The organism is Roseivivax sp. GX 12232 (assembly GCF_021272185.1).
Lineage (GTDB): Bacteria > Pseudomonadota > Alphaproteobacteria > Rhodobacterales > Rhodobacteraceae > Roseivivax.
The window spans coordinates 550158-565486 of the sequence record NZ_JAJSEC010000001.1 but is presented as its reverse complement, the minus strand read 5'-3'; the positions used below and the strand labels follow the sequence as shown (position 1 = coordinate 565486).

14 protein-coding genes are annotated in these 15329 nt (G+C 69.7%); 4 read left to right on the top strand and 10 right to left on the bottom strand.

Features of this window, described 5'->3' with window-relative positions:
• Nucleotides 1-26 precede the first annotated feature (26 nt).
• The 4 genes from LR948_RS02550 to LR948_RS02535 all read right to left on the bottom strand — a co-directional run bounded on the left by LR948_RS02550 (nucleotide 27) and on the right by LR948_RS02535 (nucleotide 4388).
• Nucleotides 27-575 carry a sugar O-acetyltransferase gene (locus LR948_RS02550; protein WP_232752354.1) on the bottom strand — a complete coding sequence of 183 codons (549 nt, stop codon included), beginning with the start codon at nucleotides 573-575 and terminating at the stop codon, nucleotides 27-29.
• A gap of 50 nt (nucleotides 576-625) precedes the next feature.
• Nucleotides 626-1864, bottom strand: coding sequence for a glycerophosphodiester phosphodiesterase family protein (locus tag LR948_RS02545; protein WP_232752353.1), 1239 nt, complete (start codon nucleotides 1862-1864; stop codon nucleotides 626-628).
• 303 nt (nucleotides 1865-2167) lie between these two features.
• Nucleotides 2168-3847: a mechanosensitive ion channel family protein gene (locus LR948_RS02540; protein ID WP_232752352.1), complete on the bottom strand. Its 1680-nt coding sequence runs from the start codon at nucleotides 3845-3847 to the stop codon at nucleotides 2168-2170.
• A gap of 178 nt (nucleotides 3848-4025) precedes the next feature.
• Nucleotides 4026-4388 (bottom strand): SUF system Fe-S cluster assembly protein, encoded by a 363-nt coding sequence (locus tag LR948_RS02535; protein ID WP_232752351.1) that lies wholly within the window; start codon nucleotides 4386-4388, stop codon nucleotides 4026-4028.
• 158 nt (nucleotides 4389-4546) lie between these two features.
• Between LR948_RS02535 and LR948_RS02530 the strand changes: the two genes are divergently transcribed.
• Both LR948_RS02530 and ubiG read left to right on the top strand, forming a co-directional pair.
• On the top strand, nucleotides 4547-5383 hold the full coding sequence (locus LR948_RS02530) for an isoprenylcysteine carboxylmethyltransferase family protein (protein ID WP_232752350.1): 837 nt from the start codon (nucleotides 4547-4549) through the stop codon (nucleotides 5381-5383).
• On the top strand, nucleotides 5376-6086 hold the full coding sequence (ubiG, locus tag LR948_RS02525; RefSeq protein WP_232752349.1) for a bifunctional 2-polyprenyl-6-hydroxyphenol methylase/3-demethylubiquinol 3-O-methyltransferase UbiG: 711 nt from the start codon (nucleotides 5376-5378) through the stop codon (nucleotides 6084-6086). The genes LR948_RS02530 and ubiG overlap by 8 nt, the downstream gene beginning before the upstream one ends.
• Nucleotides 6087-6521: 435 nt before the next feature.
• On the opposite strand, the gene rimK is transcribed toward ubiG, so the two are convergent.
• Entirely contained in the window at nucleotides 6522-7931 is a 1410-nt protein-coding gene (gene rimK, locus LR948_RS02520; RefSeq protein ID WP_232752348.1) for a 30S ribosomal protein S6--L-glutamate ligase, read from the bottom strand.
• A gap of 155 nt (nucleotides 7932-8086) precedes the next feature.
• On the opposite strand from rimK, the gene tgt reads away from it, so the two are divergent.
• Together tgt and LR948_RS02510 are read left to right on the top strand one after the other, a co-directional pair.
• The gene (gene tgt / locus LR948_RS02515) at nucleotides 8087-9214 is read left to right on the top strand and encodes a tRNA guanosine(34) transglycosylase Tgt (protein ID WP_232752347.1); all 1128 of its coding nucleotides are present in this window, start codon (nucleotides 8087-8089) and stop codon (nucleotides 9212-9214) included.
• Between the two features lie 157 nt (nucleotides 9215-9371).
• Nucleotides 9372-9665, top strand: a complete 294-nt coding sequence (locus LR948_RS02510) for a glucose-6-phosphate isomerase (protein WP_232752346.1) — start codon at nucleotides 9372-9374, stop codon at nucleotides 9663-9665.
• Nucleotides 9666-9903: 238 nt separating this feature from the next.
• Here LR948_RS02510 and LR948_RS02505 read toward each other — a convergent pair whose 3' ends face one another.
• The 5 genes from LR948_RS02505 to LR948_RS02485 all read right to left on the bottom strand — a co-directional run bounded on the left by LR948_RS02505 (nucleotide 9904) and on the right by LR948_RS02485 (nucleotide 15270).
• Complete coding sequence (locus LR948_RS02505; RefSeq protein ID WP_232752345.1) at nucleotides 9904-10725, bottom strand: NAD(P)-dependent oxidoreductase; 822 nt, start codon at nucleotides 10723-10725, stop codon at nucleotides 9904-9906.
• A complete protein-coding gene (locus LR948_RS02500; RefSeq protein WP_232752344.1) occupies nucleotides 10722-11522 on the bottom strand; it encodes a glycosyltransferase in 801 nt (266 codons plus the stop codon). Before LR948_RS02500 ends, LR948_RS02505 begins: the two co-directional genes overlap by 4 nt.
• Entirely contained in the window at nucleotides 11506-11886 is a 381-nt protein-coding gene (locus tag LR948_RS02495; protein ID WP_232752343.1) for a VOC family protein, read from the bottom strand. Before LR948_RS02495 ends, LR948_RS02500 begins: the two co-directional genes overlap by 17 nt.
• Before the next feature lie 7 nt (nucleotides 11887-11893).
• Nucleotides 11894-13111: an NAD-dependent epimerase/dehydratase family protein gene (locus tag LR948_RS02490; protein ID WP_232752342.1), complete on the bottom strand. Its 1218-nt coding sequence runs from the start codon at nucleotides 13109-13111 to the stop codon at nucleotides 11894-11896.
• A gap of 1253 nt (nucleotides 13112-14364) precedes the next feature.
• Nucleotides 14365-15270 (bottom strand): LysR family transcriptional regulator, encoded by a 906-nt coding sequence (locus tag LR948_RS02485; protein ID WP_232752341.1) that lies wholly within the window; start codon nucleotides 15268-15270, stop codon nucleotides 14365-14367.
• Nucleotides 15271-15329 lie beyond the last annotated feature (59 nt).

Here is a 15329-nt window from a genome sequence, read left to right as displayed (position 1 = left end):
GGCCAAAGCAAGCCCAAAGCCTTGCATCAATGCCGCACCGGGCGGGCGGGATTGCCGACCACGGTCGCGCCTTCGGGCACATCGCGGGTCACCACGGCGCCCGCGCCGATGATCGCCCCGTCGCCCACGGTGATGCCCGGCAGCAGGATCGCGCTGGCTCCGATCCAGACGTCGGCGCCGACGCGCACCGGCAGGGCGCTTTCCAGCTCGGCCTTGCGCGCGGCGCGGTCGCGGGGATGGTCGGCGGTCAGGATCTGCACGAAGGGGCCGATGTCGCAGCCGTCGCCGATCACGATCGGCCCGGCGTCGAGCAGGTAGCAGCTGTAGTTCAGGAAGACGCCCGAACCCACGGTGATGTTGTAGCCGTAGTCGATGTAGAAGGGCGCGCGGATCGCCACGCTCTCGCCCAGGGCGCCCAGCATCTCCTCCAGGATCGGGCGGCGCGACTCGTCGCCGAAGACCGTCTGGTTGTAGCGCTGCATCAGCTGCTGCGCGCGCTTGCGATCCGCCGCGAGCTGCGGATCGCCGGGGTAATACATCTCCCCGGCGATCATCTTGTCCTTTTCGCTGGTCATGCTCGCCTCCGCGCCATTCGGTGTCTTGGTCGGCGCGGAGGCTAGCAGGATCACAGGCCCATGCAATTGGCGTAGTAGGTCACCGTGGCGGGCCAGTCCGAGAAGATGCCCGCGACGCCCACGTCCTGCGCCAGCACGTCGACGATCTGCAGGTAATCGCTGTCGCTGTCGATGGTCTCGCTGACCGACTGGAAGTACCAGCCGCCGCCCGAGGCCAGCGGGCCGGAGCGTTCGAGCGACCAGGCGATGATCTCGAGGTCCGCGGCCTTGGCCTCCTTGGCGTAGACCGAGGGCACCATCTCGCCCGCCTCGTTCAGCGTGACCAGCATCCAGAGCGGCGGCGCGATGTAGTTGACGCCCATCTCCTTCAGCTCGGCCATGGTCGGTTTGAAACTCGCGGCGTCCATCGGGTCGATCAGCCCTTCGTCGGCGTCTTCCTCGGAGTAGCGGTCATCGAGGTAGACCGCCTGCTTGCCGAACTCCGGCTCGTTCTCGATCCAGTAGAGCACGTCCGAGAGGTTGAAGCTCTGGGCCCAGACCCGCGAGGGGTCGATGCCGGCGTCCTTGTATTCGTCGATCAGCTTCTGGGCGTAGTCTTCCTGGCTGAAGCCGTCGAAGGGCATCTCGACCGAGGCGCCCTTGAGCTCGGGGGTGAAATCCGCGCCGAGGCTGTCGAAAAGCGCGATGGACTCCGCATGGGTCATCAGCGTGGCGTCATTGGAGAAAAGATCCGTGCGCCAGTCGGCGGTGCCTTCGAGGTAAGCCTCGGCGGTGGTCGCCGCGGCATTGGCGCCGTCCATCTTGGGCGTGAGGCTGCGGAACTCGGCCAGGGTCAGATCCGAGGTGCGGCATTCGGCGCTGGCCTCGGTCTCGCCCGAGGCGGGGGAGAAGGGCGTGCTGCACTTCTGGCCGAGCTCGGTGGTGACGATGTCGGTGGTGGTGTGCAGGTCGTTCTGGGCGTGGCGGCAGACCAGCTCCTTGTCGGCTGTGAAGGTCACGTCGCATTCGAGGATGCCCGCGCCCATCTGCGCCGCGGCGACGTTGGATTCCACGGTGTGTTCGGGGAAGAGGAGCGGCGCGCCCCGGTGCCCGATGGAGAACTTGGTGGCGGCGGGCTCGGCCTCGCAGGCCATGAGCCTGTCGCGCAGGGGCCCCTCGGGCAGCTTCGAGGCGAGGAAAGCCGGGCGCGGGCCGTAGCTCACCGACAGATCGGCGGGCAGATGCGTCTCGGCGCTCGCCGCGGCGGGCAGGGCCAGGAGCGCGGCGCCCAGGAAAAATGCACGGGTCATGAAAGAACCTCTCAGTTGGGATCAGGCCCTCCGCTTGCGCGCCCGAGGCAACGCTGGCGTGACGCCGGCGTGACGGTTCGGTGACGTCGCCGCGCGGGCGGTGCCGAGGGTGGATCGAAGGGCCTGCGGCAGGCTGGGCGGAGGCGGGGCCTTGGGTCAAGCGCGGGGTGGTGGGTTGTCGGGCGGGGCGCGCTGGGCCGGGGCGGTGGCGTCGCGAGGGCAGGGCCCACATGGCCGCTGCGATCTCCCGCCATCTCACGCGGCCCAAAGGCCGGGGCGCCCCGCCGGCAGCGCCTGCTCCCCTCAGGCCGGCTCCGCCGCCGAGACCTGCGGGAAGATCGGCCGGCCGTCCTCGGCCAGCCGCGCGGCCTCGGTCAGCATGCCCTCGCGGACCTCGCAGATCCGCGCCCAGGCGGTATTGGGATCGGGGCAGGGCACCATGAAGAGCACCTCCTGCCCGAAGGCGTCATGGCCCGCCACATAGACCCCGCGGTCGTCCTTCTGGGCGATCTCGTCCCGGTCGTCGAGGTGATCGAGCAGCGCGTAATAACGTTCGCGCAGGGCCGGGACATCGGCGTCATGCGCCAGCCGCAGCCGCACCTCGCCGATCATCGCCGGGTCGCGCATGGTCCAGTTCTCGAAGGGCTCCTGGGCGAAGTCCACCACCGGCACGACGATGCGCTTGCCGGTCCATTCGCGCAGCTGGACATAGGTGAAATGGATCCGCTCGACGGAACAGAGATGCCCCTGGAAGACGATCTTGTCGCCGATCCGCGCCGATTGGTTCAGCGCGATCTGCATCGAGGCCATGATATTGGCCAGCATGTTGCGCGCCGCGAAGGCCAGGACCAGCGTGAAGGCCCCCGCCGAGGCCAGGAGCGAAAAGCCCAGCGTCTGCATCAGGTTGGCTTCGCGCAGGATGATGCCGGCCCCGGCGATCACCACGATCACGATGGTGGCGCGGCGGATGGCGGCGACCTTGGTGGCCAGCTCGCGCTTCTTCTCCTGGCCCTCGCCCGTGGCGGTCAGCGCGTCGCCGTCGAAGCTCAGGAGCCGGTCCATCACCGTGTCGGCGAGGTTGATCACCGCCCAGATCGTCGCGCCGACGAAGCCGATGGCAATGAGCGGCGACAGAAGCGTGTCGACCCGCCCCGAGAACAGGAAGAAATGCTGGGTGAAGAGCGCCAGCGTGGTCGAAACCACCGCCAGGATCATCGGCGGGCGCAGGGCCACGAGGATGCTTTCGCTGCCCTCGTCGCGGCGCGTCCGGCCAAGCCCGCGCGACATCGCCATATAGGTCAGCCGCGCGAGCCCCACCGCGAGGCCCAGGACCAGCGGCAGGCCGATGACCTCCCACCAGCGCAACCCCCAGAAGGCGCGTTCGCGCAGCGGCGCCGGCAGCAGCGCCTCGAGCCGCGAGGGGCCGTAGAGCTTGTAGAGCGCGGGCACGTTGTCGACGCTTTGCCGCGAGAAGAGCCAGACCGGGTCGCTCTCGGGCGCCTGCATGCGGTTGAGCCTGAGGCTCACCGGCCGGCCGTCCAGCTCCACGAGCGCCAGCATGAGCGAGCGCCGCGGCTGCCCGGCCATGGCGCTTTCGGCGGCGGCCCGGGCGTCCAGCGCATCGGGCCGGTCGAGCAGGTGATACCAGTTCACCACGATCTTGCGGTCGATCACGGTGAAGAGCTGCCGGGCGAGCCGCGGGCCGACCTCGGCCTGTTCGTCCTCGGGCCAGCCGGCGAGATCGAGAAGATGCGCCGCCGCCTCCCAGTTGTCGCCGCGCCCGGCGGTCAGGAAGCTCTCGATGGCGGCCTGCGGGGTGGTGCGGTCGATGCGGTCGGGGGCCGCACCGAGGCCGGGGTTGATCGCCTCGACCTGGTACCAGGGCGTGTCGCCGCTTTCCTGCGCGGCTGGTGCCACGGGCAGGACAAGCGCGAGGCACAGAAGGACGAGGCGCAGGATCGGCATGGCAGCGAAACCGCCCATGCCGCGCTTGGGTTCCCGAAATCGTGATCAGTGAGACGCCGAGGCCGGGCTCCGCGCGCCGCATTTGGCCCGCGCGGGCCTTCGGTCTGAGCCTCCCGGCGCGGCGCAAGGCACCACGCTCGCGGAGCGCAAAATGCCAACCCCGCGCGGCACCAACGACCGCGCCGGGCCGCAGGTCTTACATGAAGCCCAGCTCCAGCCGCGCTTCGTCGGACATCATGTCCATGCCCCAGGGCGGATCCCAGGTGATCTCGACGTCGACCTGCTTCACGCCCTCGATGGGCTCGACTGCATCGGCGATCCAGCCGGGCATCTCGCCCGCCACCGGGCAGCCCGGCGCGGTCAGCGTCATGGTGATGCCCACGGCGTTCTCGGATGAGATGTCGATCGTGTAGACAAGGCCCAGGTCGTAGATATTGACCGGGATCTCGGGGTCGTAGACGCTCCGGCAGGCCTCGACGATCCGGTCGTAGAGCGGATGGTCGGTGCTCGAGGGCTGGATCAGGGGCGCGCCTTCCATCTTCGGGCTCTGATCGTTCATGCAGCGTCCTTCCTTGGAATTCCGATCAAACATATAAGAAATGCGGCGGGTCGGGTAAAGGCCCGCCCTTCGGGCTCGCCCCGCGCGGCCCGGGCAGGGACAAGGGGTCGCGGCCCCGGGCTCTGGACGCGCGCGGCCCCCGCGATAACTCGCCCGCGATGAGCGAGGCCCCCGATCCCCAGACCCCGATGAGGCGGCTTCTGAGCCTTCTTCTCGGCAATCTCGCCCCGCCGCCCGGGCGGAGGCGCATCCTCTTCGCGCTGGCCATCGGCGCGCTCTGCCACGCGATCTTCGCGCTGGCGGTGCTGGCCATGTCGATCAGCCTCTGGACCGGGATGCAGGCGGGCATGGGAAGCCTGCCCTGGCCCTGGGCGGCGCTGGCGAACCTGGCGCTGGTCCTGCAGTTCCCGGTGCTGCATTCGCTGCTTCTGAACACCCGCGCGGGCACCGTCCTGGGCCGGCTCGCCCCACGCGACTGGGGCAAGCGGCTCTGGACGACCTTCTACACGATCGTGGCCGCGCTGCAGCTCCTGGCGCTCTTCACGCTCTGGACGCCCTCGGGGGTGATCTGGTGGCAGGCCGAGGGGGCGATGCTCTGGGTCATGGCGGCGCTGCATCTCTGCGCCTGGCTCTTCCTGATGAAAAGCAACCTCGACGCGGGCGTCGAGCTGCAGTCCGGCGCGCTGGGCTGGATGTCGCTTCTGCAGAACCGCGCGCCGCGCTGGCCGGGGATGCCCACGACGGGGCTCTTCACGGTGATCCGCCAGCCGATCTACCTGGGCTTCACGCTGGTCCTCTGGACCGTGCCGGTCTGGACCCCGGACCAACTGGTCGTGGCGGGGATCCTGACGCTCTACAACCTCCTGGCCCCGCACCGCCTGAAGGAACGCCGCTACCTCGCCCGCTTCGGCGCGCGTTTCGGCGACTACCGCGCCCGCGTGCCCTATATGCTGCCGAAGACCCTGACGCCGAGAAAAGAGGGACGTGATGCCTGAGCCCGCCCGCAACGACCTGACGATCTACGACAAGGTGGCCGAGGACTGGTGGTCCGACCGGATCCGCTGGGTGCGCACGCTGAAGAACCTGGTGCCGGGGCGGCTGGCCTATTTCGACCGCTTCACCGACTGGCAGGGTCAGGAGGTGCTGGACCTCGGCTGCGCCGGCGGCTTCATGGCCGAGGCGCTTGCCCGGCGCGGCGCGCGGGTCACCGGCATCGATCCCGCCGAGGAGGCGCTCGCCGCCGCCCGCGCCCATGCCGCGGAAGGCGGCCTGACGATCCGCTACGACCAGGGCGTCGGCGAGGCGCTGCCCTATGGCGATGCAAGCTTCGACAGCGTGGTCTGCGTCGACGTGCTGGAACACGTCCAGGACCTCGACAAGGTCCTTGCGGAGGTGGCCCGGGTGCTGCGCCCCGGCGGGCTCTTCCTCTACGACACGATCAACCGCAACGCGCTCGCGCGCTTCGCCGCGATCACCCTGGCCGAGGACCTGGTGCGCATCCTGCCCAAGGGCACCCATGACCCCGAGATGTTCATCCGCCCCGCCGATCTGAAGGCCGCCCTGACGCGCGCCGGCCTGACCCACCGCGCCATGACCGGCCTCGGCCCCCGGGGCCTGACCCGGCGCGGCGACCTGACCTTCGGCCCGCTGCCGATGAAAACCGTGCAATACATGGGCATCGCCGAAACCCCGCGCTGACCCCCGCGAAGGCCCCGCAGCCCCACCAGCCCCCCGGCGCGCAGCCCCCCTTCAGGCTTGACCGGGCCGGAAATACTCCGGGAGCGCGAGGGCAGAGCCCTCGCTCCGTCCGGGCGGGCCTCAACCGCCCGGCCGGACGGATGGCCAGCCCGAACCCAAGAAGGAAAAGCGCCCCGCCCCCGCATGACCGGGCCGAAAATACTCCGGGAGCGCGAGGGCAGAGCCCTCGCTCCGTCCGGGCGGGCCTCAACGGCCCGGCCGGACGGATGGCCAGCCCGAACCCAAGAAGGAAAAGCGCCCCGCCCCCGCATGACCGGGCCGGAAATACTCCGGGAGCGCGAGGGCAGAGCCCTCGCTCCGGCCGGGCGGGCCTCAACGGCCCGGCCGGACGGTCAGCCAGACCCGACCCTCAAGCCGAAACCACCCCCGAAAACCTCACCCCAGCAGCTTGCGCTTGCGCACCGGCCCGGGCCGCACCCGTTCCTCGATGTGGTCGTAGAGCCGCCCGGCGATGTTCTTGCCGGTGGCCGCCTCGATGCCCTCGAGCCCGGGCGAGGAATTGACCTCGAGCACCTTCGGCCCGCCCTCGGAGCGCAAGAGGTCCACCCCCGCCAGCGTCAGCCGGAAGGCCTTGGCGGCGCGGATCGCGGTGTCGCGTTCCTCCTTGGAGATCCGCACCACCTGGGCCGAGCCGCCGCGGTGCAGGTTCGAGCGGAAGTCGCCCTCGGCGCCGGTGCGCTTCATCGCGGCGATGACCTTGCCGCCGACCACCAGGCAGCGGATGTCCTCGCCGGCGGCCTCCTTGACGAAATCCTGCACCAGGAAGTTGGCGCGCAGGCCCCGGAAGGCGTCGATCACCGATTGCGCGGCCTTCTTGGTCTCGGCCAGGACCACGCCCTTGCCCTGGGTCGATTCCAGGAGCTTCACGATCAGCGGCGCGGTGCCCACGAGGCGCATCAGGCTCTCGGTGTCCTTGGGGCTTGCCGCGAAGGCGGTGTTGGGCATGCCGATCTTGTGGCGCGCCATGAGCTGGTGGGCATAAAGCTTGTCGCGCGAGGCGGTGATCCCGTCCGAGCCGTTGACCACGAAGGTGCCGATGGTCTCGAACTGGCGGATCACGGCGGTGCCATAGGCGGTCACGCTGGCGCCGATGCGCGGGATCACCGCGTCGTAGCGGGGCAGGCGCTTGCCGTCGTAATGCACCTCCGGGGCCATGGCGTTGATCGCCATGTAGCAGCGCGTGGTGTCGATCACCTCGACCGAATGGCCGCGGCTCTCGCCTTCCTCGACCAGCCGGCGGGTGGAGTAATTGTTCTCGCGGCTCATCACCGCGATGCGCAGCGCGCGTTTCGGCGCGGCGGTGCGCATCCGGCGCGAGGCATAGACGTCGTAGGACAGCTCGGGCTGCTGGAAGCGGTCGGTGGCGACGATGGCGATATTGTCTTTCAGCGCCTCGCGGCCCAAGAGCATCCGGCTCGCCATGCCGCCGCGGTTGGTCAGGGTCAGCTCGATCGGCCAGCTCTCCTCGCCGACCGAGAGCCGCGAGCCGATGACGTAGCGGCTCTCGCCCTCTCCGTTCGACGAGGTCACCACCCGGCGGTCGAGGATCTCGGCCGAACAGGGGATCGAGAGGTCGGCGCGTTCGGGCACCGGGTGCACCATGAAGCGCACCTTGGGTTTCGAGGCCGGGCCGAAGGTCTCGATCTCCGAGGCATGCAGCGCCGAGGTCCGCGCCCCGGTGTCCACCTTGGCCTTGAGCGCCGGCAGCCCGAGGTCGGGCAGGGCGACCCATTCCTCCCATCCGAAGCGCAGAAGATCGGCGGCGGGGTCGGTGTCGTCACTCATTCTCTCGTCCTTATTCCGGGGTTCCGGGCGCGCGTGTGAAGGCCAGACCTACCAGCCGCGCGCGGGGTCGGCTAGGGCAGGTCCCGCAAGGCTCCCCATGCATATGCGGCGTTTCGCTCTTGCGACAAATGCGCGGGCGTTGCATCTGGCGGGGCATGTCCAGGTTTTCCTTCACGCTCGACGCCCGCTCCGGCAAGGCCCGGACGGGGCGCATTTCCACCCCGCGCGGCGAGATCCGCACGCCAGCCTTCATGCCCGTGGGCACCGCGGCGACGGTCAAGGCGATGATGCCCGAAAGCGTGGCGGCGACCGGCGCCGACATCCTGCTGGGCAATACCTATCACCTGATGCTGCGCCCCACCGCCGAGCGGGTCGCGGCGCTGGGCGGGCTGCACAGCTTCATGAACTGGGACAAGCCGATCCTGACGGATTCCGGCGGCTTCCAGGTGATGAGCCTCGCCGATCTGCGCAAGCTCACCGAGGAGGGCGTGACCTTCAAGAGCCATATCGACGGCTCCAAGCACGCGCTGACGCCGGAACGCTCGATGGAGATCCAGCGGCTCCTGGGCTCCGACATCGTCATGGCCTTCGACGAATGCCCGGCGCTGCCCGCGCCCAAAGAGCGGATCGCGGAGTCGATGCGGCTCTCCATGCGCTGGGCGGCGCGCTCGCGCGAGGCTTTCGGCGACCGGCCGGGCCATGCGCTCTTCGGGATCCAGCAGGGCGGGCTCGAGCAGGACCTGCGCGCCGAAAGCGCCGAGGCGCTGACCGAGATCGGCTTCGAGGGTTATGCCGTGGGCGGCCTCGCCGTGGGCGAGGGGCAGGAGGCGATGTTCTCCTGTCTCGACTTCGCGCCCGACATGCTGCCCGAGGACCGGCCGCGCTACCTCATGGGGGTGGGCAAGCCCGACGACATCCTCGGCGCGGTGAAGCGCGGCATCGACATGATGGACTGCGTGCTGCCCTCGCGCTCGGGGCGCACCGGCCAGGCCTGGACCCGGCGCGGGCAGGTGAACATCAAGAACGCCCGCCACCAGGACGACCCGCGCCCGCTCGACGAGCAGTGCACATGCCCGGCCTGCCGGAACTATTCGCGGGCCTATCTGCACCATGTCTTCCGCGCCGGAGAGATGATCTCGGGCATGCTGCTGACCTGGCACAACCTGCATTATTACCAGGAACTGATGGCCGGCATGCGCGCGGCCATCGCCGACGATGCCTTTGCGGCCTTCGAGAAAGAGTTCCACGAAACCCGCGCCCTCGGCGATATTGAGCGGATTTGAGCCGATTCAAGCCGATCCACCCCCGGACATGGGCCGGAACCCGCCGAAAGCGGGGGTTCCGGCCCTTGGCTATCGGATAACAGGCGACCGTTTTCGTCTCTCGCGAGTTGGAGCCCTACAGACACGGGCATTCCGACAGACAGAAGGAGTCGTCACCATGAAGAAACCGATCACGCTTTTCGCCGTCCTCGCCGTCACCGGGCTTTCGGCCTGCGCGAACATGACCCAGGACCAGCGCACCGCCGCGGGCGCCCTGGCGGGCGGGGCCGCGGGCCTGGCCCTGGCCGACCGCGCCGACAAGAGCGACACTGCGCGCGGCGTCGCGACGCTGGCTGGTGCCGCCGCGGGCGCCACGCTGGCCGCCAACTCGGGCGGCGCGCAGTCGACCACCACGACGCGCAGCTGCGTCTACCCCGACGGCCGCCCCGCACCCTGCCCGGTGGGCTACTGAGGCGCGGCGCTTGAATGTGAGGAGGGGGCCGGTCGTGGACCGGCCCTTTTCTTTTGGGCGGGGGCTTCGTTTGGGGGGGCAGGCGCGGCCCGCCTTCGGGTGGCTATTCCGTGATATGACCATCGCGCCCGGAGCTTTCGTCTGACGGCACCTTCGCGTCAGGACCGCCGGCCTCGACCCGCCTCTGCGTCACGCCATACCCTCCGCGTTCACGCGCTCTCGAGTCGCGCCCAGAGCCTCAACCCGCCCGCGCCTCCGCGATCACCGCGGGCAGATCGGCCCGCAGCCGGTCCAACCCGCCGGGCCGCCAGCCCAGTTCCGCGAGCCGCGCGCAGTCGAGGACGTTCGGCGCATCCGCAGTGGCCGCGGGCAGGGGATGCGCCGCGCCGGTCAGCGCCGCCACCTCCGCCAGGAGCGCCCGCCGATCAAGCAGCAGGTCCGAGCAATGCACCGGCCCCGTCACCCCGGGCACGTCGAGCAGAAGCGCCACGGCCTCCGCAAGATCCGCGCCATGCACCTCGGTCCCGATGCGCGGGGCCACCTCGCGGCCCGCGAGATAGTCGGCGATCAGCCCGCGCCACTTGTTGGCGGGCCCCGGCCCGTAGACCCCGGTCGCCCGGAGCGCCACCGAGGAGACCGGCAGCGCCGCGAGCGCCGCCTCCGCCCCGGCCTTCACCTCGCCGTAGATCTCGGCAGGGCGCGGGGGCAGGTCTTCGGTCAGCCGCGTGCCGCGCGGGTAGCCGTCGAAGACCGCGCGGGACGACAGGAACAGGATGCGCGTCACGCCCGCGTCCACCGCGGCCTCGAAAAGCGCGCGGCTGCCGGAGAGGTTCTTGGCACGGAAGCCCTCCGGGTCGCCCGCATCGCCGCCGCGAAACCGCCCCGGCGCGTGGTGGAAGGCGCAATGCACCAGCGCCTCGGCGCCGCCGAAGTCGGGCGCGGGCCCGCCGAGCTGCCAGTCCGGGCGCCCGAGCCGGAGAACGCTGTCGCCGCGCGCCTCCAGCGCCTCGGCGATCAGCCCGCCGACCACCCCGCCCGCGCCGGTCAGCGCGACCTTCATGCCGGGCCGGGCAGCGCCGAGAGGTCCGGCGTCTCGCCCCGCTCGTAGGCGCGCCAAAGCTCGATCAGCGGGCGCAAGCGGTCCGCCTTGGCGTGGTCCTGCCAGGGCTTCTCGTATTGGAAATGCAGCACCCGGATGGCCTGCCAGTCCCAGAGCTCGGGCAGGTTGAACCAGACGTATTGCAGCATGTTGTCGAAGACCGGCAGCCCGTGCCAGTCGGGGAAGAAGTCCTGCAGGAAGGTCTGGTCGGTGCGCCGCCAGAAGGCGCCGGGGGTGTCGAGCCGCGCCAGCATCGCCTCGAAGGTCTCCTGCGCGGGCCGGGCGGTGAAGACGCCCGAGTTCATCCGGTGGAAGTCGCCAAGCCCCTCGTAGACGTTCGGCGCGGCCGAGAACTCGGGGTAGTCGAAGAGCCGGTCGATGTTGCGCAGGACCAGCGTGTCGGCATCGAGGAAGACCACCCGGTCGTAGTCGAGCTGCCAGAGCCGAAGCTTGGCGAAATTGTCGAGCGGGGTGTGAAAGGCCGGTTTCTCGCCCTTGGTGAAGGGGGCGGCGCCGTGCAGGCGGTCCTTCTGGTGGGCGGCGTTGAAGGCCTCGGAGGTGGGCAGGAGGTCCACCTCGATGCAGCGCGCCCGGTCCCGGAGCGGCGCCAGCGCGGCCTCGGGCACCCCGCCGGTGTGCATGACCACCCGGTCGGCGGTGCTGCCGGTCGCGGCCAGCGCGTTCAGAAGCGCCGCCGCCCCCCGGGCGAAATCGGCATTGGTGACCAGCGTGACATAGGCGTTACGCGGAGGTGTCATAGCAGATGAATTCCAGAAGCGTGCCGTCGGGGTCGCGGAAATAGAGGCTCAAGCCCGGCCCCCGCGCGCCGTTGCGCGCCACCGGGCCCAGTTCGACGGGGATGTCATGGGCGGCGAGATGCGCCGCGGCGCTCTCGGGCGTGCCCTCCCAGGCGAAGCAGAGGTCGCTGCCGCCGGGGGCCACGGGCACCCGCGCCAGCGGCGTGGCCTCGACGCCGGGGCCGTGGCAGTTGATCTGCTGGGCGCCGAAGCGGAAGGCCAGGCCGGCGCCGCGGGGCACTACCTCGGCGCCCAGGACGTCGCGGTAGAAGGCCGTCGCGCGGTCCCAGTCGGTGACATGGATGACCACGTGATCGAGCGTCACGCCCATCTCAGGAGACCGACTTCAGGCCCTTGCCTTCGGGGTCGCGGTCGACGCGCTGGCCCAGGTCGCGGGTCCAGGCCGAGACCGCCGGCACCCGGCTGCGGTCGATCCGGTGGGCGTATTTCTTCGCCACGTCGACCACCTCGGAGAGGAGCCCCTCGGCCAGGGTGGTGGGATCGAGCCCCAGCGCCAGGAACTGGTCGTTCTTCACGATCAGCTCGTTCTCGGCGGCCTCCTTGCGCGGGTTCGGCAGGTATTTGATCTCGGCGCCGGTGAGCTTGGCCACCAGTTCGGCCAGGTCGCGGACGCGGTGGGTCTCGGTCATCTGGTTGAAGATCTTCACCCGCTCGCCCGGGGCCGGCGCGTCCTTCAGCGCCAGCTCGATGCAGCGCACCGAGTCCTGGATGTGGATGAAGGCGCGGGTCTGCCCGCCGGTGCCATGCACCGTCAGCGGGTAGTCGATCGCCGCCTGGATCAGGAAGCGGTTCAGGACCGTGCCGTAGTCGCCGTCGTAGTCGAAACGGTTGATCAGCTGCTCGTGGCGGCGGGTCTGGTCGGTATGGGTGCCCCAGACGATGCCCTGGTGCAGATCGGTGATCCGGAGCCCGTCGTTCTGGGCATAGAACTGGAAGAGGATCTGATCGAGCGACTTGGTCATGTGATAGACCGAGCCGGGCTTCGTGGGATAGAGGATCTCCTGCGCCTTCTTGCCCGAGGGGGTGTCGATCTCGACGTCGAGATAGCCCTCGGGGATCGGCGCGCCGACGCTGGAGTAGCCGTAGACCCCCATGGTGCCGAGATGCACGATATGCGGGTCGAGCCCGCTTTCCACCACCGCGGCCAGCAGGTTGTGCGTGGCATTGGTGTTGTTGGTGACGGTGTAGACCTTGTGGCGGTCGGTCTTCATCGAATAGGGCGCGGCGCGCTGTTCGGCGAAATGGATCAGCGCATCGGGCCTGTGGTCGATGAGCCAGGCCTTGAGGCGTTCGTATTCCTTGGCGAGGTCGAGCAGGTGGAAGTGGATCTGCTCGCCGGTTTCCTGCTTCCAGATCCGGCAGCGCTCCTGGATCGAGTCCATCGGCGTCAGGGACTGCACGCCCAGTTCGGTGTCGATCCAGCGGCGCGACAGGTTGTCGAGGATATGCACCTCGTGGCCCTGGTCCGAGAGATGCAGGGCGGTCGGCCAGCCGACGAAACCGTCCCCTCCGAGAACTGCGATCTTCATGGGGCGTGTCTCCTTGTTCCTCACGCGCGCAAGCGGGTAACGCGGCGGCATGTGAAGGTAAAGCGAAACAAATATGACGGGCGGGGCGGGCGGCCAGCAGGTTTGTTGTGTGAAGGGGGTGTGAGGGGTGCGGTTGGAGTGTGGTGGGGGCGTTGGGAGCGGTGGGTTTTGTTGCGCGGTGGGGGCGTTGGGAAGAGTAGAATTGTTGCGCGGCGGGAGAGTTGGGAAGAGTAGGATCGTTGCGCGGCGGAGATGTCGGGAGCACTGGGTATTTTGCGCGGCGGGGAGCTTGGGAGGCGTGGTATTGGGCGGTGTGGTCGGCGTTTGGTGGGAGTTGGGAACGAGCGGCGCTTTCGGGCGCGATACCGCGCACCGGCCACGCCCCACCTGCCCAACCAGGCGCGCGCCACAAGCCACCGCCTGCCCAATCCCCCATCCGCAAAGATCCGCCCAACGATCCCACGCCCAACGCCAACCTTGCGCCCGAACAGCATCGAAGATGCCGGGCGCGCGCCGGACCGGCCCCTTGGGCCGGCGCTCCTTGGAGTGGCGTGCCTAGCTCGCCTCTAGCCCTGACCTTGCGTGGATAAAGCGCCTCGCTTGGAGGGCAGCAGCGCCGACCCCCGGCCCGGCGCGCGCCCTCTGTTGCGCGGGTTTTGAGCGGGCAGGGGCTGTTTGGAGAGGTCGGGTGTCTGCGCAGGTGGTCCGCCGGCTTCTAGGCGGTCGCTCTTGGCCTCCAGGCGATGCTCAGCCCCGGCGCGGTCTTTCCCCGACCTTGCAGATCGGTGCGCCCCCTTGCGCCCGAATAGCACCGAAGGTGCCGGGCGCGCGCCTGACCGGCCCCTTGGGCCGGCGCTTTTGTGAGTGGCGTGCTTAGCTATCCCCTAGTCCCGACCTTGCTGAGATAAAGCGCCTCGCTCAGAGGTCGGCAGCGCCGGCCCCCGGTCCGGCGCGCGCCCTCGGGTGGGGCGGGTTGAGAGGGTGGTGGGCGTGGTTTCAGCGCGGGCGTTGATACGGAAGGTTGCACAAAGGCGCTCCGTTCACAGCGTCGCCCGATACGCTCGCGGTTGCTACTTGCCCTGAGACTCGCAGGTTGGTGCTTACCCTAAAAGCGGTGGGTATGCAGAGCGGTGGGTATGAAGAGCGGTGGGCATGAAGCGCGGTAAGCATGAGCTAGAGCGGTGGGCATGATGACCGGTGGCCATGGCCTTGGCTGCGCCAGTCCATGAAGGGCGGCAAACCCACCCCCCCCCTCACCCCTCCCCCAAACTCGCCGCCGCGTCCTCCACCACCCGCGCAACGCTCTCCACCCTGGCCGGCGGCCGGCGCCCCCTTTCAGCGACGAGCCAGAGCGGCTGGCGGTGGCGGCGGGGCAGGGGGGCGATGCGGATCCGGGCGCGCTCGGGGTAGGTGTCGTAGCCGCTCCGGGGCAGGAGCGTGTAGCCCAGCCCCGCCGCCACCGGCGCGGGGATCTGGCCGATCTGGTTGTTGCTGCAGCGCAGCCGCAGCCGGTCGGCGCCGCGGTAGCTCTCGGGGAAGTTCAGCCCGAAAAGCGTGTCGGCATGGGCGAAGCCGTCGGGATGGGCGACCATGCCGAGCGCGTCGAGCGCCTCGAGGTCCACCGGCCCCTCGCGCCCGATCGGGCTGTCGCCCGGCACCAGGAGGCACAGCTCGTCCATGCCGATCTCGCGGGCGGTAAGCCGGGGATGCTCGGGCGCGCTCTCGCAGATGCCGAGGTCGAAGCGCCGCGCCAGGACCCCCTCGCGGACCCGGGCTTGGGGCGCGGCCTCGAGCGCCACCAAGAGCCGCGGCGCGCCCGCCATATGGGCGATGAGCCGGGGGTGCAGCAGCATGGCGAAACTGCCCGAACAGGCGATGCGGACCTCGCCCCGGTCGGGGGCGTCCTCGCCGATGCGCTCGGCGAGCGCGGCCTCCTCGGCGCGCCGGGCAAGCCCCATCTCGCGCAGCGCCTCGCCCGCGGGCGTCAGCGAGAAGGACTTGCCCGACCGCGAGATCAGCGCCTGGCCGACCTGCGCCTCGAGCTTCTGGACGTGCTGGGTGACGCCGGGCTGGGTCATGCCCAGCCGCTCGGCGGCGCGGGTGAAATGGCCCGCCTCGCAGAGCGCGGTGAAGGTCTCGAGCCAGGTGGCGTTCAGCATCAAATCATTCCGTTTCGTTATCAAAATTAAACGAAATGATAATTTCAAACGCGGGCGGG

Excerpts from the sequence above, each read along its gene's own strand:
- LR948_RS02550 (WP_232752354.1), bottom strand. The coding sequence starts at position 575 with ATGACCAGCGAAAAGGACAAGATGATCGCCGGGGAGATGTATTACCCC.
- LR948_RS02545 (WP_232752353.1), bottom strand. The coding sequence starts at position 1,864 with ATGACCCGTGCATTTTTCCTGGGCGCCGCGCTCCTGGCCCTGCCCGCC.
- LR948_RS02540 (WP_232752352.1), bottom strand. The coding sequence starts at position 3,847 with ATGGGCGGTTTCGCTGCCATGCCGATCCTGCGCCTCGTCCTTCTGTGC.
- LR948_RS02535 (WP_232752351.1), bottom strand. The coding sequence starts at position 4,388 with ATGAACGATCAGAGCCCGAAGATGGAAGGCGCGCCCCTGATCCAGCCC.
- LR948_RS02530 (WP_232752350.1), top strand. The coding sequence starts at position 4,547 with ATGAGCGAGGCCCCCGATCCCCAGACCCCGATGAGGCGGCTTCTGAGC.
- ubiG (WP_232752349.1), top strand. The coding sequence starts at position 5,376 with ATGCCTGAGCCCGCCCGCAACGACCTGACGATCTACGACAAGGTGGCC.
- rimK (WP_232752348.1), bottom strand. The coding sequence starts at position 7,931 with ATGAGTGACGACACCGACCCCGCCGCCGATCTTCTGCGCTTCGGATGG.
- tgt (WP_232752347.1), top strand. The coding sequence starts at position 8,087 with ATGTCCAGGTTTTCCTTCACGCTCGACGCCCGCTCCGGCAAGGCCCGG.
- LR948_RS02510 (WP_232752346.1), top strand. The coding sequence starts at position 9,372 with ATGAAGAAACCGATCACGCTTTTCGCCGTCCTCGCCGTCACCGGGCTT.
- LR948_RS02505 (WP_232752345.1), bottom strand. The coding sequence starts at position 10,725 with ATGAAGGTCGCGCTGACCGGCGCGGGCGGGGTGGTCGGCGGGCTGATC.
- LR948_RS02500 (WP_232752344.1), bottom strand. The coding sequence starts at position 11,522 with ATGACACCTCCGCGTAACGCCTATGTCACGCTGGTCACCAATGCCGAT.
- LR948_RS02490 (WP_232752342.1), bottom strand. The coding sequence starts at position 13,111 with ATGAAGATCGCAGTTCTCGGAGGGGACGGTTTCGTCGGCTGGCCGACC.
- LR948_RS02485 (WP_232752341.1), bottom strand. The coding sequence starts at position 15,270 with ATGCTGAACGCCACCTGGCTCGAGACCTTCACCGCGCTCTGCGAGGCG.